Source organism: Saccharomonospora cyanea NA-134 (assembly GCF_000244975.1).
Lineage (GTDB): Bacteria > Actinomycetota > Actinomycetes > Mycobacteriales > Pseudonocardiaceae > Saccharomonospora > Saccharomonospora cyanea.
Genome location: NZ_CM001440.1, coordinates 5,393,521 through 5,408,301, shown reverse-complemented (window position 1 = coordinate 5,408,301; position 14,781 = coordinate 5,393,521). Strand labels below are relative to the sequence as shown.

Below are 14,781 nucleotides of genomic sequence, written 5' to 3'. Positions count from 1 at the left end.
GGCCAGGTGGTCACTCGCGTACCCTCGTAAGGTCTACCGCTGACAGCGGCGCCTTTCGGCCTGCCCGCCTTCGAGTGCCGGGTGTGGGTCAGGCTGCCTCGTCGCGGTGGCACCGACGACCGATCGCCGCAAGACCAGGAGAACGACTGCCGTGAGCAAGGGCAAGCGCACTTTCCAGCCGAACAACCGTCGTCGCGCGCGGACTCATGGGTTCCGGCTGCGGATGCGGACGCGCGCGGGCCGCGCGATCCTGGCGGCCCGCCGTCGCAAGGGCCGCAACCAGCTCTCCGCCTGACGACGTCACAGCCTGCGACGACGGGGCGCGGCGTGTTACCAGCCGACGCTCGTCTGCGGCGTAGCGACGAGTTCCGTGCCGTGATGAGGGGCGGCGTCCGTGCCGGGCGCCGCCGTTTGGTGCTGCACCTGCTTCTCTCTCACGGCGAGAGCAGCAAGGCGGGCTTCGTCGTGAGCAAGGCCGTGGGCAACTCCGTCGTCCGTCACCGAGTCACACGGCGACTCCGGCATCTTGTCGCGCAAAGGCTCGGAACCTTACCCGAGGGCAGTGCGTTGGTCGTTCGAGCACTACCTGCGGCCGCCACCGCATCGAGTACGGAACTCGGTGCGGACATCGATGCGGCACTGAGGCGGTTGGGACTGTCGTCCCCCCGCGACAACACTGGATCAACGGCGTGAACAGAGACCAGCCGGCCGGCGCTCACCCGGTCGAGGAACACGACACCGCCGCGCCGAACCGGCCGACGCCGGTGGCGTGGGTCCTGCTGCTGCCGATCCGCTTCTACCGCAAGGCGATCTCCCCGTACCTTCCCCCGATGTGCCGGTTCTATCCGAGCTGTAGCACCTACGCGGCCGAAGCCCTCACTCGCTTCGGAGCCGCCCGCGGCACATACCTCGCCGTGCGCCGGTTGCTGCGCTGCGGACCGTGGACCCCACCGGGGCGAGACCCGGTTCCCGAGAAGTTCAGCTTCCGGTACCAAGGCCCTGGTATGTCTACCGAGGAGTAGCTCTAGTGCTCGACTTCATCTACTACCCTGTGTCGGCCATCCTGTGGTTTTGGCACAAGGTGTTCGGTTTCGTCTTCGGTGAAGACAACGCCATCGCCTGGATCCTGGGCATCGTCTTCCTGACCTTCACGGTCCGCGGGCTGCTGTTCAAGCCGTTCGTGAACCAGGTGCGGTCGATGAAGAAGATGCAGGACTTCGCGCCTGAGGTCAAAAAGATCCAGAAGAAGTACGCGAACGACCGGCAGCGCCAGGCGATGGAGATGCAGAAGCTCCAGAAGGAGCACGGCGTCAACCCGCTGGGCAGCTGCCTGCCGATGCTGCTGCAGATCCCGGTGTTCATCGGTCTGAACTGGGTGCTGCGCAACTTCACCCCCGGTGCGGAGTCGAACTACGTCTTCGGTGCCAAGGACGTCGCCTCCTACGTCGACGCTCAGATCTTCGGTGTCAACCTCGGCGACGCCATCAACCACCTCGGGATGATGGGCGGCAGTGGCGAGCCCGGTTGGCACTGGGACGTCGCGCCGGTCGCCGTGCCGTTGATGATCGTGGCCAGCATCGCCACGCACTTCACCGCCCGCCACTCGGTGGCCAGGCAGAACCCCGCGTCGGCGACTCAGCAGACCGCGGTCATGAACAAGCTGACGCTGTACATCTTCCCCGCGGGTGTTCTCGTCTTCGGTGCCTTCTTCCCCATCGGTCTGTTGATCTACTGGCTCGCCAACAACATGTGGACCCTGGGCCAGCAGCGCCTCGTCTACACGCGGATCGACAAGGAAGAGGAAGCCAAGAAGCAGGCCGCCAAGGAGAAGCGGAACACCCTCGCACCGAAGCCGGGTCAGAAGCCGCAGGCCGGCCAGAAGCCCCAGGTTGGTCAGAAGCCGCGGCCGGGCCAGAAGCCCGCGCAGAAGCAGGCCTCGAAGTCGACCCCGCAGTCGACGCAGTCGAAGCAGCAGAACTCCAGCGACAACACCAAGAACGGCAAGTCCCCGAAGGGCAGCGGCAGCAGCGTGCGCGGTGGCGCCTGGGCGAAGAACGGCGGGAATCAGCAGAAGCCCGCAGGCCAGGGCAAGAAGGCACAGGGACGCAAGCGGCGCTGACCCGGGGCTGGAAGGAGAGACGACATGTCCGATACGGCCGAGGTGGTCGGCGCGGGGCAGAGCGACACCGCGCCCGCGGCGGTGAACGACACGGACGACAACGAGGATCTGTTGGTCCGTGAGGGCGATATCGCCGGTGACTACCTGGAGCGCCTGCTCGACATCCTCGATTACGACGGGGACATCGACCTCGATGTCGAGGCGGGCCGCGCGGTGGTGAGCATCGACGGCGGTGACGACCTCGACAAGCTGGTCGGCCCGCGAGGCACGGTACTCGAAGCGCTCCAGGAGCTGACCCGCTTGGCGGTGCAGCAGGAGACCGGCACGCGGAGCAGGCTGATGCTCGACATCGCCGGTTGGCGCGCGGCGCGTCGTGAGGAACTGCGCGAGCTCGGGCGCTCCACCGCGGAGTCGGTCCGTGACTCCGGTGAGCAGATCCGCCTCCAGCCGATGAGCCCGTTCGAGCGGAAGATCGTGCATGACGCGGTGGCGACCGTGGACGGCGTCACGAGTGAGAGCGAAGGCGAGGAGCCGAAGCGCCGGGTCGTGGTGAAGCCCGAGTAGCGTTTCCGGCACTCATTCGCGGACAGCGGCCCGTCAGGCGAGACCTGGCGGGCCGCTTCGCGTTTCACGTGAAACACGGGCTGTCCGCGTGGCGGGGCGGCCGCAGGGGACAATCGACGCCAGCCTGTTTCACGTGGAACGGCCGTCCGGGAGGAGTGTCATTGGAGTCTGAAGGCGCTGAATCCACGATCCCGTCGGAGGCGCGGCACGTCTTCGGGGAGCGCTTGGCGCTCGCCGCCGAGTTCGTCGACCTGCTCGCATCACACGGAGTGGAGCGAGGCCTGATCGGCCCGCGAGAGGTGGACCGGCTGTGGGAACGCCACGTGCTCAACTCGGCTGTGCTCGGTGAGCGCATCCCGGAAGGCGGTCGGGTCGTCGATGTCGGCTCCGGTGCCGGCTTTCCCGGAATACCTCTCGCCATCGCGCGTCCCGATCTCGATATTGTTCTCCTCGAACCCATGGCTCGCCGCGTCGATTGGCTCACCGAGGTGGCCGAGGCGCTTTCTCTCTCGGTGAGCATCGAGCGTGGCCGCGCGGAGGAGAAGGTGGTGCGACGCCGGATCGACGTTGCCGATGTCGTGACCGCCAGGGCGGTCGCGCCGTTGGCTCGGCTGGCTGAATGGTGCATGCCGCTCGTCCGTCCCGGCGGCTCGCTACTCGCGTTGAAGGGACAGACGGCGGCCGAGGAGATCGAACGGGATCGCTCCGCCGTCCGCAGGGCCGGAGGCGGCGAGCCCAGGATCGTGCGGTGTGGTGCGGGAGTTCTTGGGACGCCGACCACCGTGGTTGCCATCGAACGGGTGGAGTCGGGGTCATCCGGAGTTGCGCGGAAACGCGGACGGAAGAAGCACTGAGAGGATTGGCTCAGCGAATGACGATCAGTACGGAGCGGCGGATGTTCCACGTGAAACAGCGCGGCACGGCGGCGGTACGGGGTGGTGTGCGGTGAGCTCCTCCCCCGACACCGGCCTCGGCGGCACCCCGATCGCCGAGGAGGCAGTGCGCGCGGCGCGCGTCCTTCACCCCGACACGAACTTCATGCCCCGGCCGACTCGGCGACGTGTCATCACGGTGGCGAATCAGAAGGGCGGAGTCGGCAAGACGACGAGCACGGTGAACCTCGCGGCCGGCCTCGCGCTCCACGGTGTGCGAACCCTGGTGATCGACCTCGATCCCCAGGGCAACGCCAGCACGGCGCTCGACGTGGACCATCGCTCCGGAACACCGTCCGTCTACGAACTCCTGCTCGGCGAGGTGTCGCTGGTCGACGCGGTCCAGGCGAGCACCCAGTCGCAGGACCTGCTCTGCGTTCCCGCGACGATCGACCTCGCCGGTGCCGAGATCGAACTCGTCTCCATGGCGCAACGCGAGGCCCGCCTCAAGGAAGCGCTCACCAGGGAGGCGCTCGACACGCTCGGGGTCGACTACGTCTTCATCGACTGCCCGCCGTCGCTCGGCCTGCTGACCGTCAACGCCCTCGTGGCCGCACACGAGGTACTCATCCCGATCCAGTGCGAGTACTACGCGCTGGAAGGTCTGGGGCAGCTTCTGAACAACATCGAGCTGGTGCAGCGACATCTCAACCAGACGCTCAGCGTCTCGACCATCCTGCTGACGATGTACGACGGGCGTACGAAGCTGGCCGACCAGGTGACCCAGGAAGTCCGCAGGCACTTCGGTGACGTCGTGTTGCGCACCGTGATCCCGCGGAGTGTGAAGGTGTCGGAAGCGCCGGGCTACGGGCAGACCGTGCTGGCCTACGACCCGGGTTCCCGTGGAGCGATGAGTTACCTGGACGCGGCGCGTGAGGTCGCCGAGCGTGGATCGAGCAGGGAGCGACGACAATGAGCGAACGCAGAGGTGGACTGGGGCGCGGCCTGGCCGCGTTGATCCCCACGGGTCCCACCGACTCCGGCGACGGCGGCGGCAGGGGCGGTACCAACGGCATCGCCGCGAAGCAGTCCGACACGGGCTGGTTCGCCGCCAACGGTGCGGTGACCGCCAAGGGGGGTGAGGTGTCCGGCGCGGTCTACCGCGAGGTGCCCGTCGAGGCGGTGAAGCCGAACCCCAAGCAGCCGCGGCAGGTTTTCGACCAGGACGCTCTGGCGGAGCTCGAACACTCGATTCGGGAGTTCGGGCTCATGCAGCCCATCGTGGTCCGGCACCTGACGGGTGACGAGTACGAGCTCGTCATGGGTGAGCGCCGCTTGCGTGCCGCGCAGCAAGCGGGGCTCGACGTGATCCCGGCCATCGTCCGCAGCACCGCCGACGAGGCGATGTTGCGTGACGCGCTGCTGGAGAACATCCACCGCGTTCAGTTGAACCCGCTGGAGGAGGCCGCTGCCTACCAACAGCTTCTCGACGAGTTCGGTGTGACGCACGAGGAGCTGGCTTCTCGCATCGGCCGGAGCCGTCCCGTCATCACGAACACGATCCGGCTCCTGCGGCTCCCCCTGCCGGTGCAGCGCCGGGTGGCGGCCGGGGTGTTGTCCGCAGGGCACGCCCGCGCTCTGCTCTCGTTGGACGACGCTGACCGTCAGGAGGAGCTCGCCGCGCGGATCGTGGCGGAGGGACTCTCGGTGCGAGCCACCGAGGAGGCGGTCACGCTCGCCAAGGGCGAGTCGAAGCCCAAGCCGAAGAAGGCGGCCCGCAAGCCGATGAACATGCCGGGTGTGGACGCGCTGGCCGAGCGGTTGTCCGACGCCTTCGACACGCGGGTGAAGGTGGATGTCGGCCGCCGTAAGGGGCGCATCGTGGTCGAGTTCGGTTCGGTGGACGATCTCGAACGAATCGTCGCCCTGATGGCCCCGAACCAGGCGAAACGGACACTCAAAACCGATGACCGATGACACCGGGACGTTTCGTCACGGTGACGGTTTACGGATCGGCCGTGGAAGCGACTGCGGCCGATCAACTCCCCCGCTGAACGGCCCGCTGCACGAGATCGACGAACACCGAGCCGAGTGAGGTACCCGCGGCCTCGAACGCCATCGGAACCGTGGACGTCTCGGTGAGCCCGGGCGACGAGTTCACCTCCAGGAAGAAAACGGTGCCGTCCTCGGCGACGATCGCGTCGGTGCGGGAGATGTCGCGCAGACCCAGCAAGGAGTGAGCACGTACGGCGAGCTCCTGCACCGCCTGTGCCGTCTCGTCGGGCAACCGCGCGGGCGCGAAGAAGTCGGTGAGTCCCGCCGTGTACCGCGCCGTGTAGTCGTAGACACCACCCTCCGGGACGATCTCCACCGGCGGCAGTGCCTCCGTTCCCCCGTCCCGTTCGACCACGGCTACCGCGACCTCGACACCGTCCACGAAGCGCTCGGCGAGCACCGTGTCGCCGTAGGCGAAACAGCCCACCATCGCGGCGGGCAGGTCGGCCGCGTCCCGGACCACCTGCGCGCCGAGTGCCGAGCCGCCCTGGTCCGGCTTGAGGATGAGGGGAAGGCCGAGGCGTTCCACCATCGCGTCAAGCACCGGTTGAGCGCCCAGCTCGCGGAACGTGCTGTGCGGCAACGACACCCACTCGGGCGTGGCGAAGCCCGCGTTCTGGATCAGTGCCTTGGCGATGGGCTTGTCCCACGCCTTGCGGCACCCGCGGGAACTGGTTCCCACGAACGGCACACCCACCATCTCCAGAACGGTCTGCACCGAGCCGTTCTCCCCGGACCCGCCGTGCAGGGCGACGACCGCGGCATCCGGCTTGTCGTTGCGCAGGCGGTCGAGCAGTCCGGCGTCGGTGTCCCACTCCTGCACCGTGAGGCCCTGGTCGCGCAACGCAACGGACAGCCTGCGGCCTGACCGCAACGAGACGTCTCGCTCGTGCGACAGTCCGCCTGCGAGAACGGCGACAGTACCCTCGACCAACGCGGGACTCCTCGGGTTGCTGGAACGTGTGGGTGAAAGGGATACGCGCGGCCGCGCCGCCGCGACGTCAGGCCGTGTCGGGACCGGGGAACTGCGGACCCGACACCGCGCGGGTGGACACGCTACCGAAGGTGCGCATGAGTTCCATTTCGGACTCCAGCACACCGGCGAGCCTGCGGACACCCTCGCGGATGCGCTCGGGGGTCGGATAGCAGTACGACAGCCGCATCTGCCTGCTGCCGAAGCCGTCGGCGTAGAAGCCGGTGCCGGACGCGTACGCGACACGAGCCGTCACCGCTCGGGGCAGCATGGCCTTGGTGTCGACGCCCTCCGGCACGGTGACCCACACGTAGAAGCCGCCTTCGGGCCGCGTCCACGTGCACCCGGCGGGCATGTGCTGCTCCAGCGCCGCGAGCATCGCGTCGCGGCGCTCGCGGTAGTTCTCCCGGAAGGTCTTGATCTGACCCTTCCAGTCGTGGGTGGAGAGGTACTTCGACACGACGAGCTGGTTGAGCGTCGGCGGGCACAGGGTGGCCGATTCGGCTGCCAGCACCATCTTCTCGCGCACGGCGTGCGGAGCGAGCACCCAGCCGACGCGCAGGCCGGAGGCGAACGTCTTGGAGAACGACCCGAGGTACACGACGTTCTCGGGTGCCATCGAGCGCAGCGACGGGTAGGTCTGTCCGTCGAACCCCAGCAGGCCGTACGGGTTGTCCTCGATGATGAGGACGTCGTGCTCCGCGCAGATCTCGACGATCTCCGCGCGCCGCTCGACCGAGAGTGTCACGCCCGCGGGGTTGTGGAAGTTCGGGATGGTGTACAGGCACTTGACCCGACGGCCCTGCTTCTCGGCCTGCGAGAGTGCCTCACGCAGGTTGTCGGGCACCAGCCCGTCGTCGTCCATGGCGACGTGCACGACGTTCGCCTGGTAGGCGGCGAAGGAGCCGAGCGCGCCGACGTACGACGGCCCCTCGGCGATGACCACGTCACCGGGGTCGCAGAACAGCCGGGTCACCATGTCCAGACCCATCTGCGAACCGACGGTGACCACGACGTCGTCGGGGTGCGCGGAGATGCCCTCCAGCGCCATCACGTCGCAGATCTGCTCGCGCAACACCGGCACGCCCTGCGCGGAGCCGTACTGCAGCGCCACGAGCCCGTCCTGCGCCACGACCTCCGCCATCTGGTTCGACAGCGAGTCCAGCGGTAGCGCCGCGAGGTTGGGCATACCGCCTGCCAGGGACACGACCTCGGGACGGCTGGCCACCGCGAAGAGCGCTCGGATCTCGGAGGCCGTCATACCGGCGGTGCGCGCGGCGTAGCGGTCGATGTGTGGATCGAGGTTCTGCCGACCCGGTTCGGAACCCGGCCGTGCCGGTTGCGGAGGCTGGGAGGAAGTCATGGACACATCGCTTCCGCTTCGTGAAGGTTGCATGTCGTTCGGGGCGTCCCCGCTGAAGGCGTGAGTCGAGTGTAACTTCAGTCCCTCGTCGGCTCCCGGGCTTGGCGGGGCTTCTCACAGACCCATATGCTCATGCGGGGCTTTCGGCGGTCGACGCGCGCTGCGCGGGCCGCGTTCGACCATGGTTCTCTTTCTTTGGGAGGTTCGGTGTCGCGACGCGTCGTCGGCGTCACGCTGGACAACCTGGAGCAACTCCCGCGCAAGTGCAGACGCTGCGTGTACTGGGAGGTGGCTCCGCACCTGAAGGAGCAGGCCGAGCAGTTCGGCGAGACCGAGGTGGAGAAGGAAGCCTGGGTGTCGTCGGTGCTGCTCGAGTGGGGCTCGTGCGGGCGGATCATCTACAGCGGCGAGCTCCCGGTGGGGTTCGTGCTGTACGCACCGCCGAACGCCGTGCCCAGGTCAGGTGCCTTCCCCACCTCTCCACCGGGTGCGGACGCCGTACTGCTGACGGCGTTCCACGTCCTGCCCGAGTTCCGTGGCAGCGGGCTGGGGCGGGCCCTGGTCCAGGCCGTCGTCGCAGACCTGACGCGCCGTGGCGTGCGGGCCGTCGAGGCGTTCGGGGACGCGGCTCCGGAGAACGCGGGCGACGAGCACGTCTGCGTCGTTCCCGCCGCGTTCCTGCGGAGTGTGGGGTTCAAGACCGTGCGCCCTCACCACCGCTGGCCGAGGCTGAGGTTGGAACTGCGAGCGGGCATCTCCTGGAAGGCCGACGTCGAGGCCGCTCTGGAGAAGTTGCTCGGGCAGGTCAGTGTGACGACCGCTGAGCCGAGCCCCGTCCGGACATAGCGAAGTTACCCACAACCTGTGGATAACTTGGCGAGTTATCCACAGGTTGTACACAGGTGGGCTGTATCCATCCACAATTTCACCCACCTGAGGTGGACAACTGCGGTGGTTACTCGGCCCTGAGCAGTTCGTGGGCGAGAACGTCGGCGAACGTGAACGTGCCCGTGGGCTGGTCGTTCTCCCCCAGCAGGTACAGCCGCTTCACGGCGATGAGGATGCCTTCGGCCACCACGTCGCGGAACGCCGGGTCCGAAAGCCGCTTCCGGTCCTGGTCGTTGGTGAGGTAACCGATCTCCATGCGCACGGCCGGGCAGCGGGTGCGGGTGAAGATGTCCCACGTCTTCGGGTGGGTGCGGCAGTCGAGCATGCCCGTGCGCGCTGCGAGTTCCCGCTGGATGTAGCCGGCCAGCAGCTCCCCCACCGTGGACGTCGTGCCGTTGCCCGTGCCGAAGTGGAAGCTCGCCACGCCCTGTGCGTGCGGCGAGCGGTTGCCGTCACAGTGCAGCGACAGGAACAGGTCCGCACCGGCGTCGTTGGCGAACTGTGCCCGCTGCAACTCCGAGGGGCTGTGGTCCGGGCCACGCGAGATCAACGCTTCCATGCCCGTGGCCTTCATCCGGCCTTCCAGCCTGCGTGCGAGGTCCCAGACGATGGTCGACTCGTTGACCCCGCCCACCGACACACCCAGGTCGGGACCACCGTGGCCGGGGTCGATGACGATGCGTTTGCCCCGCAGGCGGGGTCCGGCCCTCCGTAGGTGCTCCTGCTCGCGCAGGAAGACGGGCCGGCCACCACGCGCGCGTGGCGAAAGCTGTCGCAACGCCCGCACGGTCGCCGGACCGCAGATGCCGTCGACCACCAACCCGTAGTCCCGTTGGAAGTTCTTCAAAGCCCGTTCGGTCTGAGGTCCGAACCCGCCGTCAGGTCGGCCCGCGTCGTACCCGAGTTCGGTCAGCCGCTCCTGCAGGGCGAACACGTCGTCGCCGTGCACGGGGGACGACACGAGATACGCCAGCGGCCTGCTGCCGAGGTGGTAGGTCGAGCCGCGTAGCGCTCGGTAGGTGGCGGGGCCGACCACCCCGTCCGTGATGAGCCCGCGTTGCTGTTGAAACGCGCGGACGGCGTGCTCGACCGACAGGTCGAAGAACGGTCCGTTTCCGTTCACCTCGTTGCTGGACGGAAGGAGTTCCAGCGCCGACAGCATGGACCTGATCTCGGCGACTTCCGGTCCGGTGTCGCCGCGGCGGAGTACCCGCATGCACTCCTCGCTATTCCTTGGGCACCTAGTGCGCTCGTGGTTCGTGCAGATTTCGTGGGCCTGGGGCCTTGCCCTCTCTATTGTGCCGTGAGGACGGAGCGTGAGGACGAAGGGCTACTTCGTCTCGTAACCCACACGGATGGCCGAACGAAAGAAAACCCGGGAGCGCCACCGGATGGGCGCATCCCGGGTTTTCGAGGCTGCCGGGCCTGATGGTCGGGTCCTACTGCAACACGTCCGCGAGGTCGGCCAGCAGGGCCGCCTTCGGCTTGGCACCGACGATCTGCTTCACCGGCTTGCCGCCCTGGAAGAGGATCATGGTGGGGATGGACATGACCTGGTAGTCCCTGGCCGTGTTCGGGTTCGCGTCGGTGTCGAGCTTCGCGATCCGGAGCTTGTCGCCGTGCTCGGCCGCGATCTCCTCCAGCACCGGTGCGACCATCTTGCACGGTCCGCACCACGTCGCCCAGAAGTCCACGAGGACCGGCTTGTCGTGGGTCAGCACCTCGTCAGCGAACGTGGCGTCGGTCACCGCAACGGTGTTCGTCATCATCTCTCCTGTCGTGGTCGGGGTCAGTTGGCACGAGCGGCGTATCCGCCGCCGACGAGTTCGGTGCTCTCGTTCGCCTCGGCGACATCGGCGTTCTCGGCGAGCCAGCGCTCCGCGTCGATCGCGGCCGAGCAACCCGAACCCGCCGCCGTGATGGCCTGCCGGTAGGTGCGGTCCACCAGGTCGCCTGCGGCGAACACGCCGTCGAGGTTGGTGTAGGAGCCGCGGCCCTTCGCGAGCACGTAGCCGTCCTCGTCCAGCTCCACCTGGCCGCGCACGAGGTCGCTGCGCGGGTCGTGGCCGATGGCCAGGAAGAAGCCCGTGACGTCCAGGGTGGACTCCTCGCCGGTCACGGTGTCGCGGAGCTTGACCCCGCTCACCTTGCCTTCGCCGAGCACCTCGGTGACCTGCGAGTTCAACTGCCATTTGATCTTCTCGTTGGCGCGGGCCCGCTCCAGCATGATCTTGGAGGCCCGGAACTCGTCGCGGCGGTGGATGATGGTGACGCTGCGCGCGAACTTGGTGAGGAAGGTCGCCTCCTCCATCGCCGAGTCGCCGCCACCGACCACCGCGATGTCCTGGTCTCGGAAGAAGAACCCGTCACAGGTCGCACACGACGAGACACCGCGGCCCAGGAGGTTCTGCTCACCGGGGACGTGCAGGTACCTCGGCGCCGCTCCCATCGCGAGGATCACCGCGCGAGCCGCGTACCGCTTGCCGTGGGCGGTGACGTACTTGACCGGCCCCGTGAGCTCCAGCTCCTCGACGTCCTCCTGCCGGAGGTCGGCGCCGAAGACCTTGGCCTGCTCCCGCATCTCCTCCATGAGATCGGGGCCCTGGATGCCGGAGCGGAACCCGGGGTAGTTCTCGACCTCGGTCGTGGTCATCAGCGCGCCGCCGTACTGCGTTCCTTCGAACACCAGCGGTTCCAGCTGCGCACGGGCCGCATAGACCGCGGCCGTGTAGCCCGCGGGGCCGGACCCCACGATGATGAGGTTTCGAATGTCTTCCGTCACCTACGCCCTCCGCTTCGACGCCGCTGGATCACTGCCTACTCACCCTGGTCAACAGCATCGTAGGCGGGACTGTTCCCGGCATCTCACGTGGCGGAAGGCGACACGTGTCTCCTTCAACCCTGTCGGCCGACGGTCTCGTCCATCAGCAGGCCGGGGTTGCCGGGCCCGCAGTCGGGGGCCAGCGCCAGCAGCCTGAACTGGCCCAACTCCCCCGTGGTGAGCAGCACGACGACGGCTTCGTCCCCGTCGACGGTGACAGGGCGGAACCCGACCGGCTGCACTGCGGAGTCGATGCCGTTGGCCTCCAGGCACGCGTCGAGCCGCTGCTCGCCGCCCAGGGGGCCGAAGTCGCGGACGTTCACGATCTGCCCGACGGCCGCGGAGAGGTTCCCACTGTCGACCGGCAACGGGGGTGCGCCGCCGACGTCGGACGACTGGGACGGCGGGGACGGCTGAGCCAGCTCGCTTCCGTTCCGGTCGCCCGTGCCGGGGATCACCACGAGTGCCGCGGCGACCACGGCTGCCGCCGCGGTCAGCAGGCCCGCGCCCCAGCCGAGACGCTTCTTCCGCCTCGCGCGCGCGGCGTCGAGACTCACCACGGCACCTGAGCCCTCCGCGGGCGGCTGTGCCTGCGCTGCTGGCTGTGCCTGCGCTGGTGACGCCTGGGTCTGCCGTTCCCGCTCCAACGCGGCGTCGATGCGGCTCGCCACGTCAGCGGGCATGGGTTCGACGTCCAGGGCGGCGAATCCGGAGAGGTCGGCCCTGGTGGACTCCAGCGCCTCGATGATCGCCCGAGCGTCCGGGTCGGCGTTCACCCGCGGCCACAGTTCGGCCGCCTCCCGCTCGTCCAGAGCCCCCGCGTGCAGGTCGGCGAGCACGTCGACAGACCATGGGGGACCGACGAGCCCGCCATGCCCCCTGCTCTCGTCCGTCATCGTCCCTCCCCGTGTTTGCTTTCGTGAGTTGGGACGTCACCCTCGTTGCTCGGGTTCCGTAGATGACCAAGAAGTTTTGCGAGCTTCGCCCTTCCCCGGGCGCAACGACTCTTCACGGTTCCCTGCGCGATTCCCAACAGTTGTGCCGTCTCGGCGACGGAGTACCCCTCCACGTCAATCAACACGATGGGAGCTCGCTGCTCTTCCGGCAACTGGTCGAGTGCTTCCTTGATGACCATCCGGGTCTCGCGTTCCGACATCGAGTCGCGCGGTACGGCGGGCTCGTGGTGGGAGGTGTCCGGCAACGGCACCGTGGGCCGGGCCTGCCTGCGTCGTACCCGATCGAGGCAGGCGTTGACCACGATCCGGTGCAGCCACGTCGTCACCTGGGACTCGGCACGGAAGTTGGAGGCGGCGCGGAACGCGGAGATGAACGCGTCCTGGAGTGCGTCGGCCGCTTCCTCGGGATCACGGACTGTGCGCAGGGCCACAGCCCACATCCGGTCGCGATGTCGCCGGACGAGCTCGTTGAAGGCGTGGGGATCTCCAGCCGAGTGCGCGGCTATCAGATCGGCGTCCGTGGGCGCTGCAGCGGTCACTCGCCAGAGCGTACTAAGTTGATGACCCGCTGTTCAGGCCGGACCTCGTGCACCGACCGGGAGCGCGCCGTCATTTCGACGGTAGGAACGACACTTCCGCGAGCCGGGACTGGAACTGGCCTTCCTCGCCCGACAGGGTCTTGATCCACACGATGACGTACTGGCTGGACGCGGAATCGTCGAGGTCGAGCTCGGTGGTGTCGCCCTTCAGCGTGCCCGAGGCCACCGTCCGCGTCTCGTCCAGTGAGGGTTGCGGCGAGTCGGCGACGCGGATCTCGACCTCCGTACCGGGAGTGTCGGAGACGACCCGCACACCGCCCAGATCGATCGGCTGGTCGAAGGCGGCGAGCAGTCCCACTCCCGTCTTGAAGGCCGGGAACTGCTGCATGTACTCGTCGGTCTGCCAGGCGGTGCTCTCGTCACCGTCGACGGCGTTGGGGGCGTCCGCCTCGCCGTCACCCTCGCCCTCGGGGTTGTAGACGCTCACCTCGGTGGGCGCGACCGGCTCGCCCAGCGAACCGCCCTGGTCGCCACCGTCACCGCCGTCACCACCGTCACCCTCGCCCTGACCGCCCTGCTGCTGGGTGGTGCTCTGCTCGGCGAGGTTCACGGGCGGGCCCGACGGCGGGTCGTCGCGGAAGAAGCTGATGGCCATCATGCCCACCCAGGCGAGCGCCATGACGGCCGCGATGACGAGCGCACTCACTCCGAGCGCGAGCTTGCGCCGGCGAGCGGCGTCCTTGACCGGCTTCTTGGTGGTCCACACCGTGCCGTCGGGATCGACGTTCTCCGACGGCTTGCGGGTGCGCTCCTCGGCCGAGGCCACCTTGTCGAGCACGCGCAGGATGGCGGCGCTGGTGCGGATGCCACCCTGTCCGCCGTCGGAGACCGTGCGCACCGCCAGTGCCGACATCTCCTGCGGCACCCGCGGTTCGAGCACGTGCGGCGGGACGAGTTGTCCGCTCGGGTCGCGGGGCGCCGGCGGGATCGCGGGCGGGCCACCCGGAAGTGCCCACCGCCCGGCGAGCAGCAGGTACAGCACGGCTCCGAGAGCCTTCACGTCGTCGCGCAGCGTGGTCTGCGGTGGTGGGGCGGGGAAGGCGAGGCGGAGCCTGCCGTCCGGGGTGACCCGGAGCCGCTGCGGGTGGTCGATACCGAGCACGAGTCCCGACTGGTGGGCCCGCTCGACGGGCTCGGCCAGCGCCTGCACCATCCTGGCGGCGGTGCTGGGTGGGATGCGCTTCTCGTTGACGAGGTCGATGAGGTCGGTACCTTTGGTCCACTCGGACACGACGATGCCCAGAAGTCCCTCGCTGGAGCTGATGCCGTTGCCGAGCGTCAGCACGTCCAGCACCCGCGCGACGCTGGGATGCGTGAACTTCGCGGTGTGTGCCGCGCGTTCGAGCGTTCTCCGGCCCTGCCGGGCCGCTTCCACGTCGGCGGGGTCGCCGACGAGGATCGTGAGGGCGACGTCTCTGCGGAGCTGGCCGTCGCGGGCTCTCCACAGGTGGGCGCCGCCGCGTTCGTCGACGCCGAACTGGGCGAGCAGGCGGTAACGGCCGTCGCCGACGACACCCCCGGGTGCCAGCGATCCACCGTGTGTTCGGATGCCCACTCGGTCGCCCTCCCCC

17 protein-coding genes are annotated in these 14,781 nt (G+C 68.3%); 9 read left to right on the top strand and 8 right to left on the bottom strand.

Annotated features, from left to right (window positions below; all coding sequences use genetic code 11):
• The first annotated feature begins 151 nt into the window (after positions 1-151).
• The 8 genes from rpmH to SACCYDRAFT_RS25315 all read left to right on the top strand — a co-directional run bounded on the left by rpmH (position 152) and on the right by SACCYDRAFT_RS25315 (position 5,532).
• Positions 152-295: a 50S ribosomal protein L34 gene (gene rpmH / locus SACCYDRAFT_RS26175; protein WP_005460632.1), complete on the top strand. Its 144-nt coding sequence runs from the start codon at positions 152-154 to the stop codon at positions 293-295.
• Positions 296-327: 32 nt separating this feature from the next.
• Positions 328-693: a ribonuclease P protein component gene (gene rnpA / locus SACCYDRAFT_RS26170; protein ID WP_005460631.1), complete on the top strand. Its 366-nt coding sequence runs from the start codon at positions 328-330 to the stop codon at positions 691-693.
• Positions 690-1,022: a membrane protein insertion efficiency factor YidD gene (gene yidD, locus SACCYDRAFT_RS25340; RefSeq protein ID WP_005460630.1), complete on the top strand. Its 333-nt coding sequence runs from the start codon at positions 690-692 to the stop codon at positions 1,020-1,022. The genes rnpA and yidD overlap by 4 nt, the downstream gene beginning before the upstream one ends.
• Positions 1,023-1,027: 5 nt before the next feature.
• Positions 1,028-2,119: a membrane protein insertase YidC gene (gene yidC / locus SACCYDRAFT_RS25335; RefSeq protein WP_005460629.1), complete on the top strand. Its 1,092-nt coding sequence runs from the start codon at positions 1,028-1,030 to the stop codon at positions 2,117-2,119.
• A gap of 24 nt (positions 2,120-2,143) precedes the next feature.
• The gene (locus tag SACCYDRAFT_RS25330) at positions 2,144-2,683 is read left to right on the top strand and encodes a Jag family protein (RefSeq protein WP_005460628.1); all 540 of its coding nucleotides are present in this window, start codon (positions 2,144-2,146) and stop codon (positions 2,681-2,683) included.
• Between the two features lie 161 nt (positions 2,684-2,844).
• Entirely contained in the window at positions 2,845-3,537 is a 693-nt protein-coding gene (rsmG, locus tag SACCYDRAFT_RS25325) for a 16S rRNA (guanine(527)-N(7))-methyltransferase RsmG (protein ID WP_005460627.1), read from the top strand.
• Positions 3,538-3,628: 91 nt separating this feature from the next.
• Positions 3,629-4,531: a ParA family protein gene (locus SACCYDRAFT_RS25320; protein WP_005460626.1), complete on the top strand. Its 903-nt coding sequence runs from the start codon at positions 3,629-3,631 to the stop codon at positions 4,529-4,531.
• A complete protein-coding gene (locus SACCYDRAFT_RS25315) occupies positions 4,528-5,532 on the top strand; it encodes a ParB/RepB/Spo0J family partition protein (RefSeq protein WP_005460625.1) in 1,005 nt (334 codons plus the stop codon). The genes SACCYDRAFT_RS25320 and SACCYDRAFT_RS25315 overlap by 4 nt, the downstream gene beginning before the upstream one ends.
• Before the next feature lie 61 nt (positions 5,533-5,593).
• On the opposite strand, the gene SACCYDRAFT_RS25310 is transcribed toward SACCYDRAFT_RS25315, so the two are convergent.
• Together SACCYDRAFT_RS25310 and SACCYDRAFT_RS25305 are read right to left on the bottom strand one after the other, a co-directional pair.
• The gene (locus SACCYDRAFT_RS25310) at positions 5,594-6,544 is read right to left on the bottom strand and encodes a D-alanine--D-alanine ligase family protein (protein ID WP_005460624.1); all 951 of its coding nucleotides are present in this window, start codon (positions 6,542-6,544) and stop codon (positions 5,594-5,596) included.
• A gap of 67 nt (positions 6,545-6,611) precedes the next feature.
• Positions 6,612-7,946, bottom strand: a complete 1,335-nt coding sequence (locus SACCYDRAFT_RS25305; RefSeq protein WP_005460623.1) for an aminotransferase-like domain-containing protein — start codon at positions 7,944-7,946, stop codon at positions 6,612-6,614.
• Between the two features lie 207 nt (positions 7,947-8,153).
• On the opposite strand from SACCYDRAFT_RS25305, the gene SACCYDRAFT_RS25300 reads away from it, so the two are divergent.
• On the top strand, positions 8,154-8,792 hold the full coding sequence (locus SACCYDRAFT_RS25300; RefSeq protein ID WP_005460622.1) for a GNAT family N-acetyltransferase: 639 nt from the start codon (positions 8,154-8,156) through the stop codon (positions 8,790-8,792).
• A 109-nt stretch (positions 8,793-8,901) separates the two neighbouring features.
• On the opposite strand, the gene SACCYDRAFT_RS25295 is transcribed toward SACCYDRAFT_RS25300, so the two are convergent.
• From SACCYDRAFT_RS25295 to SACCYDRAFT_RS25270, 6 genes are all read right to left on the bottom strand, one after another.
• Positions 8,902-10,050 carry an N-acetylmuramoyl-L-alanine amidase gene (locus tag SACCYDRAFT_RS25295; protein ID WP_005460621.1) on the bottom strand — a complete coding sequence of 383 codons (1,149 nt, stop codon included), beginning with the start codon at positions 10,048-10,050 and terminating at the stop codon, positions 8,902-8,904.
• Positions 10,051-10,273: 223 nt separating this feature from the next.
• Positions 10,274-10,600 carry a thioredoxin gene (gene trxA, locus SACCYDRAFT_RS25290; protein WP_005460619.1) on the bottom strand — a complete coding sequence of 109 codons (327 nt, stop codon included), beginning with the start codon at positions 10,598-10,600 and terminating at the stop codon, positions 10,274-10,276.
• Positions 10,601-10,623: 23 nt separating this feature from the next.
• Complete coding sequence (gene trxB / locus SACCYDRAFT_RS25285; RefSeq protein WP_005460617.1) at positions 10,624-11,616, bottom strand: thioredoxin-disulfide reductase; 993 nt, start codon at positions 11,614-11,616, stop codon at positions 10,624-10,626.
• Positions 11,617-11,729: 113 nt separating this feature from the next.
• A complete protein-coding gene (locus tag SACCYDRAFT_RS25280; protein WP_005460615.1) occupies positions 11,730-12,551 on the bottom strand; it encodes a hypothetical protein in 822 nt (273 codons plus the stop codon).
• Positions 12,548-13,150, bottom strand: coding sequence for an RNA polymerase sigma factor SigM (sigM, locus tag SACCYDRAFT_RS25275; RefSeq protein WP_005460613.1), 603 nt, complete (start codon positions 13,148-13,150; stop codon positions 12,548-12,550). The genes SACCYDRAFT_RS25280 and sigM overlap by 4 nt, the downstream gene beginning before the upstream one ends.
• A 70-nt stretch (positions 13,151-13,220) precedes the next feature.
• Positions 13,221-14,765: a protein kinase family protein gene (locus SACCYDRAFT_RS25270; RefSeq protein ID WP_005460611.1), complete on the bottom strand. Its 1,545-nt coding sequence runs from the start codon at positions 14,763-14,765 to the stop codon at positions 13,221-13,223.
• Between the last annotated feature and the right edge of the window lie 16 nt (positions 14,766-14,781).